Source organism: Streptomyces sp. NBC_00377, assembly GCF_036075115.1.
In the GTDB taxonomy this organism is placed as follows: domain Bacteria; phylum Actinomycetota; class Actinomycetes; order Streptomycetales; family Streptomycetaceae; genus Streptomyces.
Genome location: NZ_CP107958.1, coordinates 3,571,232 through 3,589,018, shown reverse-complemented (window position 1 = coordinate 3,589,018; position 17,787 = coordinate 3,571,232). Strand labels below are relative to the sequence as shown.

The 17,787-nt window shown below is 71.9% G+C and carries 18 protein-coding genes; 9 read left to right on the top strand and 9 right to left on the bottom strand.

What is annotated here, in order from left to right:
- The first annotated feature begins 191 nt into the window (after nucleotides 1-191).
- The 6 genes from OHS71_RS16060 to OHS71_RS16035 all read left to right on the top strand — a co-directional run bounded on the left by OHS71_RS16060 (nucleotide 192) and on the right by OHS71_RS16035 (nucleotide 6,388).
- Nucleotides 192-1,718, top strand: a complete 1,527-nt coding sequence (locus tag OHS71_RS16060; protein ID WP_398148217.1) for an ABC transporter ATP-binding protein — start codon at nucleotides 192-194, stop codon at nucleotides 1,716-1,718.
- On the top strand, nucleotides 1,715-2,839 hold the full coding sequence (locus OHS71_RS16055) for an ABC transporter permease (protein ID WP_328480072.1): 1,125 nt from the start codon (nucleotides 1,715-1,717) through the stop codon (nucleotides 2,837-2,839). Before OHS71_RS16060 ends, OHS71_RS16055 begins: the two co-directional genes overlap by 4 nt.
- Entirely contained in the window at nucleotides 2,839-4,125 is a 1,287-nt protein-coding gene (locus OHS71_RS16050; RefSeq protein WP_328480071.1) for an ABC transporter permease, read from the top strand. Before OHS71_RS16055 ends, OHS71_RS16050 begins: the two co-directional genes overlap by 1 nt.
- Nucleotides 4,122-4,526, top strand: a complete 405-nt coding sequence (locus tag OHS71_RS16045; RefSeq protein ID WP_328480070.1) for a cytidine deaminase — start codon at nucleotides 4,122-4,124, stop codon at nucleotides 4,524-4,526. Before OHS71_RS16050 ends, OHS71_RS16045 begins: the two co-directional genes overlap by 4 nt.
- A gap of 120 nt (nucleotides 4,527-4,646) precedes the next feature.
- A complete protein-coding gene (locus OHS71_RS16040) occupies nucleotides 4,647-5,924 on the top strand; it encodes a thymidine phosphorylase (protein ID WP_328484530.1) in 1,278 nt (425 codons plus the stop codon).
- A 77-nt stretch (nucleotides 5,925-6,001) separates the two neighbouring features.
- Complete coding sequence (locus OHS71_RS16035) at nucleotides 6,002-6,388, top strand: STAS domain-containing protein (RefSeq protein ID WP_328480069.1); 387 nt, start codon at nucleotides 6,002-6,004, stop codon at nucleotides 6,386-6,388.
- On the opposite strand, the gene OHS71_RS16030 is transcribed toward OHS71_RS16035, so the two are convergent.
- From OHS71_RS16030 to OHS71_RS16020, 3 genes are all read right to left on the bottom strand, one after another.
- Complete coding sequence (locus OHS71_RS16030; protein WP_328480068.1) at nucleotides 6,272-7,288, bottom strand: sigma-70 family RNA polymerase sigma factor; 1,017 nt, start codon at nucleotides 7,286-7,288, stop codon at nucleotides 6,272-6,274. The two genes, OHS71_RS16035 and OHS71_RS16030, sit on opposite strands and share 117 nt — an antisense overlap.
- Nucleotides 7,289-7,417: 129 nt before the next feature.
- On the bottom strand, nucleotides 7,418-8,515 hold the full coding sequence (gene dnaN / locus OHS71_RS16025) for a DNA polymerase III subunit beta (protein ID WP_328480067.1): 1,098 nt from the start codon (nucleotides 8,513-8,515) through the stop codon (nucleotides 7,418-7,420).
- Nucleotides 8,516-8,648: 133 nt separating this feature from the next.
- Complete coding sequence (locus OHS71_RS16020) at nucleotides 8,649-9,920, bottom strand: MFS transporter (RefSeq protein ID WP_328480066.1); 1,272 nt, start codon at nucleotides 9,918-9,920, stop codon at nucleotides 8,649-8,651.
- Between the two features lie 63 nt (nucleotides 9,921-9,983).
- On the opposite strand from OHS71_RS16020, the gene OHS71_RS16015 reads away from it, so the two are divergent.
- A complete protein-coding gene (locus tag OHS71_RS16015) occupies nucleotides 9,984-10,955 on the top strand; it encodes a LysR family transcriptional regulator (RefSeq protein WP_328480065.1) in 972 nt (323 codons plus the stop codon).
- Between the two features lie 129 nt (nucleotides 10,956-11,084).
- Here OHS71_RS16015 and OHS71_RS16010 read toward each other — a convergent pair whose 3' ends face one another.
- Complete coding sequence (locus OHS71_RS16010) at nucleotides 11,085-11,858, bottom strand: prolyl oligopeptidase family serine peptidase (protein WP_328480064.1); 774 nt, start codon at nucleotides 11,856-11,858, stop codon at nucleotides 11,085-11,087.
- Nucleotides 11,859-11,971: 113 nt separating this feature from the next.
- Between OHS71_RS16010 and OHS71_RS16005 the strand changes: the two genes are divergently transcribed.
- Both OHS71_RS16005 and OHS71_RS16000 read left to right on the top strand, forming a co-directional pair.
- Nucleotides 11,972-13,135 carry an adenosine deaminase gene (locus tag OHS71_RS16005; protein ID WP_328480063.1) on the top strand — a complete coding sequence of 388 codons (1,164 nt, stop codon included), beginning with the start codon at nucleotides 11,972-11,974 and terminating at the stop codon, nucleotides 13,133-13,135.
- Nucleotides 13,136-13,274: 139 nt separating this feature from the next.
- On the top strand, nucleotides 13,275-13,628 hold the full coding sequence (locus OHS71_RS16000) for an ATP-binding protein (RefSeq protein ID WP_328480062.1): 354 nt from the start codon (nucleotides 13,275-13,277) through the stop codon (nucleotides 13,626-13,628).
- Between the two features lie 84 nt (nucleotides 13,629-13,712).
- Here the strand turns inward: OHS71_RS16000 and OHS71_RS15995 are convergent, their stop codons facing one another.
- From OHS71_RS15995 to afsQ1, 5 genes are all read right to left on the bottom strand, one after another.
- Nucleotides 13,713-13,916, bottom strand: coding sequence for a PspC domain-containing protein (locus OHS71_RS15995; protein WP_328480061.1), 204 nt, complete (start codon nucleotides 13,914-13,916; stop codon nucleotides 13,713-13,715).
- A 130-nt stretch (nucleotides 13,917-14,046) separates the two neighbouring features.
- Nucleotides 14,047-14,598, bottom strand: a complete 552-nt coding sequence (locus OHS71_RS15990) for a VanZ family protein (protein WP_328480060.1) — start codon at nucleotides 14,596-14,598, stop codon at nucleotides 14,047-14,049.
- A 206-nt stretch (nucleotides 14,599-14,804) separates the two neighbouring features.
- A complete protein-coding gene (locus OHS71_RS15985) occupies nucleotides 14,805-15,431 on the bottom strand; it encodes a hypothetical protein (RefSeq protein WP_328480059.1) in 627 nt (208 codons plus the stop codon).
- Entirely contained in the window at nucleotides 15,428-17,077 is a 1,650-nt protein-coding gene (locus OHS71_RS15980) for a sensor histidine kinase (RefSeq protein WP_328480058.1), read from the bottom strand. Before OHS71_RS15980 ends, OHS71_RS15985 begins: the two co-directional genes overlap by 4 nt.
- Nucleotides 17,074-17,751 (bottom strand): two-component system response regulator AfsQ1, encoded by a 678-nt coding sequence (afsQ1, locus tag OHS71_RS15975; RefSeq protein WP_028807033.1) that lies wholly within the window; start codon nucleotides 17,749-17,751, stop codon nucleotides 17,074-17,076. Before afsQ1 ends, OHS71_RS15980 begins: the two co-directional genes overlap by 4 nt.
- Nucleotides 17,752-17,787 lie beyond the last annotated feature (36 nt).

Sequence of the window (17,787 nt, the reverse complement as noted above, 5' to 3'; positions counted from 1 at the left end):
TCCGCCGGACCCCGGCTCGACGAGGGGGGTGTTTCAGAACCCCCCTCGTCGAGCCATAACAATGTGTCAACTCTACGCGTGTAGCGCGGAGTTGCCGCGCTAGCGTCGCCGACGCCTGCCCTCCCCTACGCAGCCCCTTTCCCCCAGGAGAGTGCGCCATCAACGCGTCCAGCCCTCCCGCTGCCGTCGAACTGCGCGGCATCACCAAGCGATTCCCCGGAGTCGTCGCCAACCGCGATATCGACATCACGGTCCGCACCGGCACGGTTCACGCCCTGTGCGGTGAGAACGGTGCCGGCAAGTCCACCCTGATGAAGATCCTCTACGGCATGCAGCAGCCGGACGAGGGCACCATCACCGTGAACGGCGACCAGGTCACCTTCAGCACCCCCGCCGACGCCATCGCCCGCGGCATCGGCATGGTGCACCAGCACTTCATGCTCGCCGACAACCTCACCGTCCTGGAGAACGTCGTTCTCGGCGCGGAGAAGCTCCACGGCATCGGCGCCAAGGCCCGTAAGAAGATCAGGGAGATCTCCGACGCCTACGGACTGAACGTCCGCACCGACGTCCTCCTGGAGGAGCTCGGCGTCGCCGACCGCCAGCGTGTGGAGATCCTCAAGGTCCTCTACCGCGGCGCCAAGACCCTCATCCTCGACGAGCCCACCGCCGTCCTGGTGCCGCAGGAGGTCGACGCCCTCTTCGACAACCTGCGCGAGCTGAAGGCCGAGGGCCTCACCGTCATCTTCATCTCCCACAAGCTGGGAGAGGTCCTCTCCGTCGCCGACGAGATCACCGTCATCCGGCGGGGCACCACCGTCGGCACGGTCGAGCCCGCGGACACCACCCCCAAGCAGCTCGCCGAGCTGATGGTCGGCAGCGAGCTGCCCACGCCCGAGACCGAGGAGTCCACGGTCACGGACGTCCCGCTGCTCGAGGTGGAGAAGCTGCACCTGAGCCAGATGGACCTCGACGGCGTCGAGCGGATCATCCTCGACGAGATCTCCCTCACGATCCACAAGGGCGAGGTCCTCGGCATCGCCGGTGTGGAGGGCAACGGCCAGTCCGAGCTGGTCGAGGCGATCATGGGCATCCGCGACCCGGACGCCGGCGCCATCGTCCTCGACGGCACCGACATCTCGCACGTCCCCACCCGCAACCGCCGCGAGGCCGGCGTCGGCTACATCCCCGAGGACCGGCACCGCCACGGCCTGCTCCTCGAGGCGCCGCTGTGGGAGAACCGCATCCTCGGCCACGTCACCGAGAAGCCCAACTCCCGCGGCCGGCTGCTCGACATCAAGGCCGCCCGCGCCGACACCGAGCGCATCGTCGGCGCGTACGACGTCCGCACGCCCGGCATCGACGTGACCGCCGCGTCGCTGTCCGGCGGCAACCAGCAGAAGCTGATCGTCGGCCGCGAGATGAGCCACGCGCCCAAGCTGCTCATCGCCGCCCACCCCACGCGCGGCGTGGACGTCGGCGCACAGGCCGCGATCTGGGACCATATCCGCGAGGCCCGCCGCGAAGGCCTGGCCGTGCTGCTGATCTCCGCCGACCTGGACGAGCTCATCGGGCTCTCCGACACCCTGCGCGTGATGTACCGCGGCCGCCTGGTCGCCGACGCCGACCCCGCCACCATCACCCCCGAGGAGCTGGGCTCCGCCATGACGGGTGCGGCGACCGGCCACCTGGAGCACACAGAGGACGACGCCCGATGAAGAAGCTGACCCAACGCATCGACAAGGAGCGGCTGCTCCTCGGCATCGCGGCGCCGCTGCTGGCGATCGTCGCCGCGCTCGTCGTCACCGCCCTGGTCATTCTCGCCACCGGCAAGAACCCGGGCGCCGCCTTCAGCGACATGGTGACCTACGGTTCCGCCAGCGACAGCCAGGTCTACATCCTGAACAAGGCGACGACGTACTACCTGGCGGGTGTCTCGGTGGCCATCGGCTTCCGCATGAACCTGTTCAACATCGGCGTCGACGGCCAGTACCGGATGGCCGCGTTCTTCGCCGCGGTCCTCGGCGGTGCGCTGACCCTCCCCGGCTGGATCGCCATCCCGCTGATCATCCTGTGCGCCATGGCGACCGGCGCCCTGTGGGCCGCCATCGCGGGCATCCTGAAGGTGACCCGAGGCGTCAGCGAGGTCATCTCGACGATCATGCTGAACTCGATCGCCACCGCGATCATCGCCTACCTGTTGCAGCCGGGTAAGCTCGCCGAACTCCAGAGCGGTGGCACGATCGTCTCCACCGAGCCGCTGCCCCGTTCCTCGTACTTCTTCAGCATCGACACGGGCCCGGCCGGCGTGTTGTGGGGCTTCATCGTCATCGCCGTGCTCGTCGGCGTCGCGTACTGGTTCGTGCTCGGCCGCACCCGGTTCGGCTTCGACCTGCGCAGCGTCGGCCAGTCCGAGAGCGCCGCCACCGCCAGTGGTGTCTCCGTCAAGAAGATGGTCGCCACCAGCATGATCATCTCGGGGGCGGTGGCCGGTCTGATCGGCATGCCGACCCTGCTCAACGACAGCCACCAGTTCAGCAACGACTTCCCGTCGGGTATCGGTTTCACCGGCATCGCCATCGCACTGCTCGGCCGCAACAACCCGGTCGGTATCGCGCTCGGCGCGCTGCTCTGGGGCTTCCTGGAGCGCACCACCAACCACCTCGAGTTCGAGGGGTACGACAAGGAAATCCTCGGCGTCATCCAGGGCGTCATCGTCCTGTGCGTCGTCATCGCCTACGAGCTCGTCCGCCGCTACGGCCTCAAGCGCCAGCAACAGCGGGTCGGCGCCGAGCTCGCCGCCCAGGCCGCCGCGACCCAGAAGCAGGAGGTGGCGTGATGACTGCCACGATGACCGACACGCCGCCCCCCGCGGCACCCAAGGCGGACACCGCGGGCGCCCGGTCGGGCCGCTCGGTGGGCCAGATCCTCATGATCGTCGCGGGCGCGCTGCTGCTCGTCGCCGCGGTCCGCGTCATCACCGGGTCCAACCAGCTCACCTCCGAGGGCCAGGTCTCCGCCGCCCTCGGCCTGGCCGTGCCCATCGGCCTCGCCGGCCTCGCCGGCCTGTGGTCCGAGCGCTCCGGCGTGGTCAACATCGGCCTCGAGGGCATGATGATCCTCGGCACCTTCGGCGCCGGCTGGATCGGCTGGCAGTCCAACCCCTGGCTCGGCCTGCTGTGCGGCGTCGGCTTCGGTGTCCTCGGCGGCCTCGTGCACGCCGTCGCGACCATCACCTTCGGCGTCGACCACATCGTCTCCGGTGTCGCGGTGAACCTCCTCGCGCTGGGCATCACCCAGTACCTCGCCAAGATCTTCTTCTCGGAGGGCGGCGCGGCGGAGGCGGGCGGCAACCCCAAGCAGTCCCCGCCCGTGGAATCGCTGCCCAACGTCGACGTACCCGGTCTCTCCGACGGCCTCAAGTCCCTCGAGAACCACCACTGGTTCCTGATCTCCGACATCGCGGGCATCCTCGGCGGCCTGGTCACCGACCTGTCCGTGGTGACGATCTTCGCCGCGCTGCTGTTCGTCGGCAGCTGGTGGCTGCTGTGGCGTACCCCGTTCGGCCTGCGGCTGCGCTCCTGCGGTGAGAACCCGATCGCCGCGGAGTCCCTCGGCGTCAACGTCTACCGCTACAAGTACGCGGCCGTGGCCGTCTCCGGCGGCCTCGCCGGCCTCGGCGGCGCCTTCCTCGCGCTGGTCACCTCGCACACCTACCTCGAGGGCCAGACCGGTGGGCGCGGCTACATCGGCCTTGCCGCCATGATCTTCGGCAACTGGCGTCCGGGCGGACTGGCCATGGGCGCGGGCCTGTTCGGCTACTCCGACGCACTTCAGCTGCGCAACGGCGGCGAGACCGTCCACGCGCTGCTGCTCCTGCTGGTCGTGCTCCTGGCCGGGCTGGCCGGCTGGAAGCTCTACAAGAAGGCCCTGTGGCAGAGCGCGACCTGCGCGGTCATGGCCGTGCTGGTCCTGATCTGGTACCTGTTCACCGACGAGGTCCCGAGCGACTTCGTGGGCGCCACCCCGTACGTCGTCACGCTGCTGGTGCTCTCGCTGTCGGCGCAGCGCCTGCGCATGCCCAAGGCCGACGGCATGCGCTACCGGAAGGGGCAGGGCAAGTGACCCCGCCCGTCGCCGCGGTCGACTGGGAGCGGCTGCGTACGGCGGCCCGGGAGGCCATGTCCCGGGCGTACGCCCCGTACTCCGGCTACCCGGTGGGCGTGGCCGCCCTCGTCGACGACGGCCGGACCGTGTCCGGCTGCAATGTCGAGAACGCCTCCTACGGACTCGGCCTGTGCGCCGAGTGCGGGCTGGTCTCGGAGCTCCAGAACACCGGCGGCGGCCGGCTCACGCACTTCACCTGCGTGGACGGCAGGGGCGAGATCCTCGTCCCCTGCGGCCGCTGCCGCCAGCTGCTCTACGAGTTCGGCGGCCCCGAGTTGCTGCTGGAGACCCCGGCGGGAATCCTGCCGCTGGCCGAGATGCTGCCGCAGGCCTTCGGCCCGGACCATCTCGCCACGTAACCCCGTGCGGCCCCTCTGACCGGCGCAGAGGGGCCGCGCACTTTCTCCCACGTCTTGTCGCACCACCGTGCACCCGCACCGCGGTGCACCACCGGAAGGAAAGCCATGACGCAGTTGTCGATGGATGCCGTCTCCGTCATCCGCAGCAAGCGGGACCGCGGTGAGCTCAGCGACGAGCAGATCGACTGGGTCATCGACGCGTACACCCGCGGTGAGGTCGCCGACTACCAGATGGCCGCCCTCAACATGGCCATCCTCCTCAACGGCATGAACCGCCGTGAGATCGCCCGCTGGACCGCCGCGATGATCGCCTCCGGCGAGCGCATGGACTTCTCCGCCCTGTCCCGCCCCACGGCCGACAAGCACTCCACGGGCGGCGTCGGCGACAAGATCACGCTCCCGCTGGCCCCGCTGGTGGCGGCCTGCGGCGCGGCGGTCCCGCAGCTCTCCGGTCGGGGCCTCGGCCACACCGGCGGCACCCTGGACAAGCTGGAGTCGATCCCCGGCTGGCGCGCGCTGCTCTCCAACGACGAGATGCTGCACGTACTGGACACGACCGGCGCGGTGATCTGCGCCGCCGGCGACGGCCTCGCCCCGGCCGACAAGAAGCTGTACGCCCTGCGCGACGTGACCGGCACGGTGGAGGCGATCCCGCTGATCGCCTCGTCGATCATGTCGAAGAAGATCGCCGAGGGCACCGGTTCCCTTGTCCTGGACGTGAAGGTGGGCACCGGCGCCTTCATGAAGACCATCGAGGACGCGCGCGAGCTGGCCTCGACGATGGTCGGCCTGGGTACGGACCACGGCGTGCGGACGGTCGCCCTGCTGACCGACATGTCCACCCCGCTCGGTCTCACCGCCGGCAACGCCCTGGAGGTCCGCGAGTCGGTCGAGGTCCTGGCCGGCGGCGGCCCGGCCGACGTGGTGGAGCTGACGATCGCGCTCGCCCGCGAGATGCTCGACGCGGCCGGCGTGAAGGACGCGGACCCGGCGAAGGCGCTGGCCGACGGCTCGGCGATGGACGTCTGGCGGCGCATGATCGCGGCCCAGGGCGGCGACCCGGACGCCGCGCTGCCCACGGCGAGGGAGCAGCACGTGGTGAAGGCGGAGGCCTCGGGCGTCCTGACCCGCCTCGACGCCTACGACATCGGCATCGCCGCCTGGCGCCTGGGCGCGGGCCGCGCCCGCAAGGAGGACCCGGTGCAGGCCGGTGCGGGCGTCGAACTGCACGCCAAGCCCGGCGACACGGTCAAGGAGGGCCAGCCCCTCCTGACCCTCCACACGGACACCCCGGAGCGCTTCGCGTACGCGCTCCAGGCGGTGACGGGCTCCTACGACATCGGCGCGGCGGACACCGGGTTCACCGCGTCGCCGGTGGTGCTGGAGCGCATCGCCTGAAGGCGACCGCAGGCGCGTCCCGGCCGCCCCTGACCGGCCGTCCGAGCGGTCGGCCGGCCGGGAGCTCTCCCGCTCCGATGAGTTGGGCGCCCCGCGCCGGTCTACCGATCGTGGAAGCGACGACACCCCCCGTACTCACTCTGACCGGCCCCCTCACCCGCCCGCGGGTGACCGGGCTGGCCGACGACGTTCGGGGGCTGCTCGAGGTCACCGGCGCCCCGGTCGTCGTCTGCGACGTCGCCGGGATGGGGCCGCCGAGCCTCCTCGCCGTCGATCTGCTGGCGCGGCTTCAGCTGGCCGCCCGGCGGGCCGGAGGACGCATACGGCTGCGCGCGCCCGACCCCGCCCTACGCGCCCTGCTCGACCTGGTCGGTCTCCGCTTCGAGGTGGAGGGGCAGGCCGAAGAGGGGGAACCACCGCTGGGTGTCGAGATAGAAGTGGAACCCGGTGAGGCGGCCCGCTGAGATCTCCAGGATCTGGATCGCCCACGGGGTGAACCCGCCCTTGTCCGGGTCCGGCTTGTACTGGGCGAAGCCCGGCAGACCGTTGACCTGGACCGGCAGCAGCCGCGAGCCCTCGCAGGCGGAGCCGAGCGTGGTCATGAAGCCGGTGATGTCGTCGTGGCCGGTCAGCCACAGGTCGAACGGCGGCATCGTCATGATGGCGTCCTCGTGGAGGAGCGCCGTCAGCGCCGTCATGTCGTAGCCCTCGAAGGCCGCCACGTAGCGTTCGAGCAGTTCCTGCTGCTGCTCGTCCAACGGGTCCGACACCGCCGCGTCGGCGCCCGAGGACTCCCGCTCGGCCAGCGTCGCCCGCGCCCGCTGGAGCGCGCTGTTCACCGAGGCGACCGAGGTGTCGAGCAGCTCGGCGACCTCGCTCGCCTTCCACGCCAGCACCTCCCGCAGGATCAGCACCACCCGCTGCTTCGGCGGGAGCTGCTGCAACGCGGCCATGAACGCGAGGCGCACCGACTCCTTGGCGATCGCCGCCTCGGCCGGGTCCTGCACGGTCGGCAGCACACGTGCGTCCGGCATCGGCTCCAGCCAGGTGTGGTCGGGGCGGGGGGAGAGGGCGGCCCGGGCGAGCGGGGTGGGCTCGGCGAGGTCCATCGGCCGGGCCCGCTTGTTGCCGGCCGTCAGCATGTCCAGGCAGACGTTGGTCGCGATCCGGTACAGCCAGGAGCGCAGACTGGAGCGTCCCTCGAACTTCTCGTAGCTCCGCCAGGCGCGCACCAGGGTGTCCTGCACCGCGTCCTCGGCCTCGAAGGAGGAGCCGAGCATGCGGTAGCAGTAGCCGGTCAGCTCGGTCCGGTGCTTCTCCAGTGCGACGTCGATGTCGGTCGTCGTCGCCGTGCTGTTGCCCATCGTCCACCCACCCCTGTGGCCGTTCTGTCACGCGTCTTCGCGCCCAGCACTTCGGAAGCTACCGCAGCCCACTGACAACGGCCCGCCGAGTCGACGAAAGCGCAGGTCGAAGGGGTCCTCCGGGCAGGGTCAGACCAGCTGTTTCACCGACATCAGCAGGTGCCGGTGGCTTTCAGGCGCCCCCGCCGGGCCGAGCAGCGCCCGCTGGCCCGTCCCCAGCAGCTCCACCCGCAGTCCCGGCGCCTCGAAGGAGGCCAGCGCGTCCAGCAGATACGCCGGGTTGAAGGCCACGGTCACCTCCTCGGCGCCGGTCAGCCCCGCGGGCAGCCGCTGGGTGGCCACGTCGTCGCCGTACCCGGCGCGCAGCACGACGGACCCTGCCGAGAAGTCCAGCCGCACCGGACTGTTCGCCTCCGCCACCACCGCGACTCTGCGCACGGCCTCGGTCAGCGCGCCGCACTCCACCTCGGCGACGGCGGCCCCCGCCATGTCGAACAGCTTCCCGTACGACGGCAGCCTTCCGTCCAGCCGCCGCACCACCGTCCGCATCCGTCCCCCCTCGAACCCGATCGGACCCGAGCCCTCGTCCAGCCCGATCCGGACGTCCCCGCACCGCGCCAGGGACCGGCTCACGTCCAGCAGACGCCGGGCGGGCACGAGTGCCTCCGCCACTCCCTCGACGGCCGCCTGCGGCTTCCACTCCATCCGCCGTACCGCGTACCGGTAGCGGTCCGAGGCCGACAGGGTCATCTCGTCGCCCTCCAGGCGCAGCTGGACGCCCGTGAGCACCGGGAGCGTGTCGTCGCGGCCCGCGGCCACCGCCACCTGGGCGACGGCGGTCGCGTCCACGGTGCCGTACGCCCGCGGCGGCTCGGGCACAGCGGGGTACTCCTCGCGCGGGAGGGTCGACAGGCCGAAGCTGGTGCCGCCCGCCTCGACCGTGAACCGGGTGCCCGCCAGGGCGCAGCTGACCGGCCCGTCGGGCAGGACCTTGCAGATGTCGAGGAGCCGGCGGCCGAGCACGAGCACCCCGCCCGCCGCACCGACCTCGGCGTCCGTCTCGATGCGGGCCGCCGTCTCGAAGTCGAAGCCCGCCACGCTCAGCCGCCCCGCCGTCGCGTCCAGCAGCAGCCCGCCCAGCACCGGCACCGGCGTACGGGCCGGCAGCGCGCGGGCCGCCCAGGCCACCGCCTCGACCAGATCGGCGCGGTCGATCCGGAACTCCATCGAAAATCCCCCTGCTCGAGCCGGTTGTCGCGCGGAGGCTACGCGCCACCGCTGACAACCGGTCCTGAACAGGGGGAAGGCCAAAGACCGCAGGGGGAAGAGCAGGACCGCGGGGGGAAGGCCGCGGGATGTATCAGTGGGCGGCGACCAGCGTCTCCCGGCGGGCCGCCCGCGTCCCGAACACCGTGATCGTCACGACGCCCAGCACCGCCAGGACACCCACCGCGACCGTGCCGGACCAGCCGCCCGAGTGGAAGGCCAGCGCGCCGACCGTGGACCCCACGCTGGAGCCGATGTAGTACGCGGACTGGTACAGCGCGGAGGCCTGTGCGCGGCCGGTCGTCGCCGTCTTGCTGACCGCCGAGGACGCCACCGCGTGCCCCGCGAAGAAGCCCGCCGTGATCAGGACCAGGCCCAGCAGGACCGGGGCCAGGGAGTCCGCCAGCGACAGCAGCAGTCCCGCGGCCGTGGTGCCGCCCGCGAGGTACAGCGCTCCGCGCCGGCCGAGACGGCCGACCAGCCGGCCCGCCGTCGACGCCGACACCGTGCCCACCAGGTACACCAGGAAGATCGAGCCGACGATGCCCTGCGGGAGGGAGAAGGGCGCCTCCGTCAGCCGGTAGCCGATCACCGTGTACACGCCGCCGAAGACGGTCATGAACAGCGCGCCGATCGCGTACAGGCGGCACAGCAGCGGGTCGGCGAGGTGCTCGCGGACCGTGCGCAGCAGGACGCGGGGCGCGAGTGATCCCGCCCTGAAGTGCCGCGGCGCCGGCAGCAGCAGCCGGAAGGCGATCGCGCAGGCCACCGCGAGGGCGCCGATCACCCCGACGGCCACCCGCCAGCCCCACTCCTGGGCGACCCAGCCGGTGATGACGCGGCCGCTCATCCCGCCGACGCTGTTGCCCGCCACGAACAGGCCGATCGCCGTGACGAGCGCCTTCGGCCGGACCTCCTCGGCCAGGTACGCGGTCGCCGAGGCCGGAAGCCCGGCCAGCGCCGCACCCTGCACCGCCCGCAGCACGACCAGCGTGCCCAGCGAGGGGGCGAAGGGGACCAGCACGCCCACGCCCACCGCGACGCCCAGCGAGGCCGTCATCACCGTACGGCGGCCGTAGCGCTCCGACAGGGCGCTCATCGGCAGCACGAACAGCGCGAGGCCGCCGGTCGCCGCCGCTACCGTCCAGCTGGCCCGGCTCGCCGCCACCCCGAAGTCGTCAGAGATCAACGGCAGCAGCGCCTGCGTGGAGTACAGCAGGGCGAAGGTCGCCACGCCGGCGAGGAAGAGCGCGAAGCTCATCCGGCGGTAACCGGGGTCGCCGGGGGTCATTCGGGAGTCGGGGGAGACGGGAGCGGAGGACGCGGCGCCCACGAGCGTGGACGCCCCGGTACTGGCGGGAGACATGCCTCGAAGTTACGTACGCCCCCGCTCATCCGTCCAATGCACGGAATCGTCATAATCGTTCCCATGGTGCATCAGCAGAGGTCAGACGGTCGCCTGTCACCGTCCAGTGACACAGAAGACATGGCGGACGCGACGGTCATGTCCAGGCTGCTGGCCCCGAGGCTCGCCTACTTCGCCGGGGTCGCCCGGACCGAGCACGTGACGCGGGCCGCGCAGGAGATGCAGGTGCCGCAGTCGACGCTGTCCCGGGCCATGGTCCGCCTCGAACAGGACCTGGGAGTCGACCTGTTCGCCCGGCACGGCCGCACGGTCTCCCTCACTCCCGCCGGGCGTACGTTCCTCGCCTCCGTCGAACGCGCCCTCGACGAGATCGAGCGGGCCGCCGACGAGGTCCGGGCGGACGCCGACCCGGCCACCGGCAAGGTCGCCTTCGGCTTCCTGCACACCATGGGCGCCGAGACCGTCCCCGGGCTGATCCACGCCTTCCGGGCCGATCACCCGCGCGTCCGCTTCAGCCTCGTCCAGAACTACGGCGAGGCGATGCTCGAGGGGCTCCGGGCGGGGGAGCTGGACCTCTGTCTGACCTCCCCGGTCCCGGACGCCCCCGACCTGGTGGGCCGCCGCCTCGACGAGCAGAAACTGCGTCTGGTGGTCCCGGCCGACCACCGCCTCGCCGCCCGCAGACGGGTGCGCCTCGCCGAGGCCGCCGACGAGACGTTCGTGACGCTGGAGCCCGGTTACGGTCTGCGCCGCATCACCGACGACCTCTGCAAGGAGGCCGGGTTCCGCCCCCGGGTCGCCTTCGAGGGCGAGGAGGCGGAGACCCTGCGCGGGCTGGTCGCGGCGGGTCTCGGCGTGGCCCTGCTGCCGCCGCCCGCCGTGGCCAGGCCGGGGGTGGTGGAGCTGACGGTGACGGCCCCGCGCGCCGTCCGCGAGATCGGCGTGGCCTGGCTGGACGGCCACCCGGACACCCCGCCGGTCGCGGCCTTCAAGAAGTTCCTCCTGTCGAGAAGGGGGAACCTGCTGCCCCACTGAGCCCCCGCCCCGGCCGCTCCGATCCGGCAGGCCCTCAGCCGGTCCGAGGCAACGATCGGCCGCCGGCCCGAAGCAGCGATCGGCCGCCGGCCCGAGTCGGCGCACCCCTCGCCGGGGCGACGCGGTGACTCAGGGGCGTCCCCGGCGCCGTAACGACTTGCCGAAGCCGACGGCCAGCGGCATCCGCAGCCCCAGCGGCGGCGGGGCGGCCAGCGCGTCCTCCACGGGCCGGGAGAGCGTCCGCCCGAACAGCGCGCCCATGACGAAGTCCTCGGCCAGCGCCAGGACTTCGCTCCGGTACTGGTGCAGCCCGTGGCCGTCGGAGTGCACCTCGAACCGGCACACGTCCCGGTTCGCCTTCTTCGCCCGCGCCGCCAGCCGGAAGGACAGCTCGGGGTCGCAGCGCTCGTCCTTCGTGCCGTGCACGATCAGCACCCGCCGCCCGGCCAGCTGCTTCACCGGTTCGGGTGCGGCGGCCATGTCCTCCTCCGGCAGCCAGGGAGCGATCGCCAGCACGGAGTTGACGGCTTCGTGTCCGGCCGCCCGCAGCGCCGCCCGCGCGCCCATGTCGACGCCGGCCAGGCATACGGAGACGTCCCCGTAACGCCGTACGACCTCGTCGGCCGCCCAGGCCGCGTCGGCCGCGAGATGCGCCTCGCTGCCGTTCCAGCCCCGGTAGCGGTAGTGCACGGTATGGACGACGAGGCCCTCCTCCCGTCCCGCCCTGGCGAGCCCGCGCCCGAGCCCCCGCACGAAGCCGGCCCCCCACACGGCGGACGGTCTGCGGCTGGAGACCTCCTCGCCGCCCGGGAGCAGCAGCACCGCCCCGCTCACCGCCGTCGGCGCCGGACCGAGCGCCCTCCCGAGCCGGACCGTCCGAACCGGCGTCACATCCTGTGCCATGACAGAACAGTGTCAGAAGCGCCGATGTACTCCACCCGTCCGTGCGGTCACCGTTACATATCGGCGGAGTTGTACAACGCGCCGTCTACGCGCGTAGGAGTTAGAGTGCGCCAATGACGAGCCAGAGCACCCAGACGGGCACCACCCCGAGCTCGGACCAGATCCGGCGGGCACCCAAGGTTCTGCTGCACGACCATCTCGACGGTGGGCTGCGCCCCGGCACGATCGTCGACCTCGCCCGCGACAACGGGTACGCCCAACTCCCCGAGGCCGACCCCGACAAGCTCGGCGTCTGGTTCCGGGAGGCCGCCGACTCCGGTTCCCTGGAACGCTATCTGGAGACCTTCTCCCACACCGTCGGCGTGATGCAGACCCGCGACGCGCTCGTCCGGATCGCCCGCGAGTGCGCCGAGGACCTCGCCGAGGACGGCGTCGTCTATGCCGAGGTGCGCTACGCCCCCGAGCAGCACCTCGAGGGCGGACTCAGCCTCGAAGAGGTCGTCGAGGCCGTCAACGAGGGCTTCCGGGAGGGTGAGCGGACGGCCCGGCGCAACGGGCACCGCATCCGTGTCGGCGCCCTGCTCACCGCCATGCGGCACGCGGCCCGCGCCCTGGAGATCGCCGAACTCGCCAACCGCTACCGGGACCTCGGGGTCGTGGGCTTCGACATCGCGGGCGCGGAGGCGGGCTTCCCGCCCACCCGGCACCTCGACGCCTTCGAGTACCTGAAGCGCGAGAACAACCACTTCACCATCCACGCCGGCGAGGCCTTCGGGCTGCCGTCCATCTGGCAGGCGCTCCAGTGGTGCGGCGCCGACCGGCTCGGGCACGGCGTGCGCATCATCGACGACATCGAGGTCGCCGCCGACGGCAGCGTGAAGCTCGGCCGGCTCGCCTCCTACGTCCGCGACAAGCGCATCCCGCTGGAGCTGTGCCCCAGTTCCAACCTCCAGACCGGAGCGGCCGCCTCCTACGCCGAGCACCCCATCGGCCTGCTGCGCCGGCTCCACTTCCGGGCCACCGTCAACACGGACAACCGCCTGATGTCCGGCACCAGTATGAGCCGGGAATTCGAGCACCTTGTCGACGCGTTCGGTTATACGCTCGACGATCTCCAGTGGTTCTCCGTCAATGCTATGAAGTCAGCATTCATTCCTTTCGATGAACGACTCGCCATGATCAGTGACGTGATCAAGCCCGGTTATTCCGAGCTCAAGTCCGAATGGCTGTTCCAGCAGACCGCCTCCACCAGTGGTTCTGCGGCCACGGAAGGCTGAGCGCCGGGTTTCCCGAGGTGTGGAATGCGGGCGGGTGTTCACCATCCGTCCGCATTTCAATGTTTGCCGCCGACCCCTCTCCGTGTTTACGGTCGAGAACCGCTCGGTTCCCCGTATCCCATTCGAGGACGCATTCATCATGAAGCAGTCTGCTGCCAAGACCCTCGGTGTCGCCGCTCTCGGTGCCGCCTTCGCCGCCGTCGGGGCGGGCGCCGCGAACGCCGCCCCCGCCGTGCCGGACGCCGCCCAGACCCTGGACGGCATCACCAGGACACTGCCGGCGGAGAACGTGGCCAAGGCGCTGCCGGGTGCCGGTGAGGCGCTGTCGCAGGCTCAGCCGGCCCTCGGTGCGGGCCTGGCCGCCGCTCAGCCGGTCGCCGAGAAGCTGCTCGCCGGGGGGCCCACCGCGCCCGTCGCCGGTCTGCTCGGCGGTCTGCCGCTCCAGGGCCTGCCCACGCACGGCCTCCCGGTGAACGGCCTCCCGCTGGGCTGAACGGCGCCGCTCGTCACCCGCGCCAACGCCGTTGGGGCGCACCCGGAGACCGGGGTGCGCCCCAACGGCGTCGGCGGACGGCCGTCACCAGGCCGTGCGCGCCGCCTTGGCCTCCGACGGAAGCAGGACCCACAGCGCTATGTAGAGCAGGAACTGCGGACCGGGCAGGAGACAGGAGAGCAGGAAGATCACGCGCATCGTGGTCGCGGAGGTGCCGAAGCGCCGGGCCAGCGCGGCGCACACTCCGCCGATCATGCGGCCGTTGGTGGGGCGAGCGAGGCTGGACATCTGCGGCTCCTTCGTGAGCGATGGGGGCCCCACCCGCTCGAGCGAAGTCGAGAGTGGGGGACGGAGGCGGCCCTTGCGGCTGCTCCGTCTGATGTCGACGCTACGGTGACGAAGGGGACGAAGCGTCGCTCTACGGTGCGACGCCGACCCTGGTAATCCTCGGGGTCGGACCCTGAGCGGCCTCCTCGTGGCGGACCGCCGCAGGCTCCATGGGCTCGTCCCGGCGACGCAGCCACGCCCGCACCACCGGCACCACCGCGACGTGCGCCAGCGCCACGCCCACGGTGTTCAGCAGCATCGAGTCGACGTCCACCACCTGGCCGGGCACCCCGGTCTGGAGCAGCTCGATGCCCAGGGACAGCAGGGCGCCCGCCGTCACCGTACGGATCAGGGACGCGAGCGGCGACACCCGGAGCCTCCCGTGCACCAGCGGCAGCAGGAAGCCCAGCGGGGCCAGCAGCCCCAGCCCCTCGCCGATCCGCCGGGACGCCTCGGGCCAGCCCAGTCTCAGGTCGGCCCGGATCCCGTCGAAGGGGTGGAGGTTCGCCGGCACCACCCAGGGGACGTTCAGGGGGCGCAGCGCGACCCAGGCGACGAACACGAGGTGGGCGGCCAGGAGGAGAATCCCGGCCGCGCGGATGCGGATCGCGGCGCTGCCGCCGATGGAGCCTTGACGCTGCACGCCCCCCAAGACGCGCCCCCCGGCACGATCGGTTCCGGCCCGTCCCGTGCCACCGGCCGCGGTCGCCGGCCCGGGCCCTCCGGCGTCGCCCCCGGGCAGACGGTGACCTGCGACGACCGCGACCGCCGGGAACGTCATGAGGCGTCCGCCACACCGGGCGGACCTCCCGTGCGCCCAGTGCCGGGCAACCTCCGCGGGACGGCGCCTCAGCCGCCGTTGCCGGTGACCGTCGACGACGGGGGTTCCGCGCTGCCGGGGCGGGAGCGGACCTCGTCGGTGCATTCGTAGCGGCGCAGCGGGTCGGAGCCCGGGCCGCCGAGGATCACCGAGCCGTCCCCCTCGGCCGCCGCCGAGTCGGAGAACGTGCAGACGAGCTGGGCGAGGGCGTACGAGGTCAGGTTGCCGGGCTGACTGCTCAGCCGCAGCGCGTCGTCCGGGTCCTTCGCACCGGGCCCGCGCACCGTCATGCCGCCGCGCACGTCCGTCGTGTACCCGGCCTCCTTCTCGGCCGCCGAGGGCGACTCGGCGAGCTGGTCGAGCAGTCCCTGCGCCACCAGCACCCGCCGCTCGAAGTCCGCCGCGCCGTTGGGCACCCGCACGGACCGGTCGACGGCAACCAGCGAGGAACCGCACAGCAGGAACACCTGCACCGGCACGCCGGCCCGGCCGGCCTGCGTCGTCACGTCGGGCTCGGTGAGCGAGCAGCGCACCCGGGAGGGCGCGGGCCCGAAGTCGGTCGGCACCTCGGTCGCCCGGATCCCGCAGCCGGCGAGCAGGCCGGCCAGCACGGGAACGGCGAGCAGCCGACCTACGGTCGCACGGCCCTCGGTCACGACGCGTCCCCCTTGTCCTTCCCGGAATTGCCGCAACTGCCGGAGCCACCGGAGTGCACCGATTGCCCGGACTGCGCAGGCGGCACGGCCCGCACCGCCCCCGCGCCCTCCTCGCCGCCCTGCTCCTGCGCCTCCAGGACGCCCCGGGGCAGCCGCAGCGTGAACACCGCGCCGCCCTCGGCGGAGTTGGCCGCGGTGATCTCGCCGCCGTGGATGTGGGCGTTCTCCAGGGCGATGGACAGGCCGAGCCCGCTGCCCTCGGAACGCGGCCGGGAGGCGCTCGCCTTGTAGAACCGGTCGAAGACGTGCGGCAGCACCTCCTCGGGGATGCCGGGCCCGTGGTCGCGCACGGAGATGACGACCGCGTCGTCCGCCGCCGACACCGACACCCGCACCGGCGAGCCGCCGTGCTTGAGCGCGTTGCCGATGAGGTTGGCGAGGATGACGTCCAGGCGGCGCGGGTCGAGAAGGGCGTGGATGCCCCGCTCGGCGTCCAGGTCGACCGCGTCCAGCCAGGCCCGCGCGTCGATGCAGTGGGTGATCTGGTCGGCGACGTCCACATCGTCCAGGACCAGCCGCGCCGTGCCCGCGTCGAAGCGGGTGACCTCCATCAGGTTCTCGACCAGGTTGTTCAGCCGCCGCGTCTCACTGACCACCAGCCGCACCGCGGGCTCGATCATCGGGTCGATACTGCCCGACTCGGCGTCCAGCTCCTCCTCCAGCACCTCCGCGACGGTGGTGATGGCGGTCAGGGGCGTCCGCAGCTCGTGCGACATGTCGGCGACGAAGCGCCGTGAGGCGTCGTCCCGCGCCGCCATGTCCGCGACCCGCTTCTCCAGCGACTCGGCCGCCCGGTTGAAGGTCCGTGAGAGATCGGCGAGTTCGTCCGTCCCGGACACCTGCAACCGGGTGTCGAACCGGCCCTCGCCGAGCCGCCGCGCCGCGACGCCCAGCCGGTGCACCGGCTTCAGCACGGTCGTCCCGGCGGCCTGCGCGAGCAGCGCGGCCCCGATCAGGGCGAGTGCGGTGGCGATCCCCAGCGACCAGGCCAGCGAGTTGAGGTCCTTGGCCTCCGGCTCCAGCGACTTGCGCATGTACCCGGTCGGCCCGCCCCCGATCACCTTCGTCCCGGCCACCAGGTACGGCGTCCCGTGGGTCACGACCCGCTGCCAGTACACGTGGTACGGCGAGGTGTTGCCGTCCGTGACGTCCTGCCGTTTGTTCACCGCCGTACGCAGCGACTCGGGCACGTCCTCCAGCGCGAATACGTTCAGACCGCCCGAGCTCCCGAAGACGGTCCTGTCCTCCGCGTCCTCGCCCACCAGCAGCACGCTGAAGCGCTGGCTGCTGTTGGCCATCTGCCCGGCCGTGTGCTGGAGCTCGTCCTGCGAGGGATGCTCGGGCAGCGAACCGGCCCGGTTCTGCATCTCCTGCTCGAAGTCCCGCAGCACCGCACCCTGGGTGCGGGTCAGCACGGCCTCGCGGTTGAGCCAGTACGCGATGCCGGACGCGGACACGGCGGCGGTCAGCGCCACCGCCCCGAAGACGACGACGAGCCGCAGCCGCAGACTGGTCAGACGCAGCCGCGACAGTCTTCCCTTTCGCGCCGCGGACCAGCCGCGGAGCCCCCCCTGCGGCTCTGTCACTGAGGGGCGTCCAGGCGGTAGCCGACACCACGCACGGTACGGATCAGCACGGGGGACGACGGCACGTCCTCGACCTTGGCCCGCAGCCGCTGGACGCAGGCGTCCACCAGCCGTGAGTCGCCCAGGTAGTCGTGTTCCCACACCAGCCGCAGCAACTGCTGCCGGGACAGGGCCTGCCCCGGCCGCCTGCTCAGTTCGAGCAGCAGCCGCAGTTCGGTCGGGGTGAGCTGGAGGTCCTCGCCGTTCTTCGTCACCGTCATCGCCGCGCGGTCGATGACGAGGCTCCCGAACGTGGCCGAGTCGCTCGACTCGCGCTCCCCGCGCCGCAGCACGGCCCGGATGCGGGCGTCCAGCACCCGGCCCTGCACGGGTTTGACCACGTAGTCGTCGGCGCCGGACTCCAGTCCGACGACCACGTCGATGTCGTCGCTGCGCGCGGTGAGCAGAATGATCGGCAGTTGGTCGGTGCGCCGGATACGCCGGCACACCTCGAAACCGTCGATGCCGGGCAGCATCACGTCCAGCACGATGAGATCCGGCCGCTGCTCGCGCAGCAGCTTCAGACCGTCCTCACCGCTGGCAGCGGTGGCCACCCGGTGTCCCTGGCGCGTCAGTGAGAGCTCCAGGGCCGTACGGATGGCGTCGTCGTCCTCGATCAGCAACAGGGAAGGCACGGGCTCATTCTGGCCCATGAGGGGCCTGTCGTTCGA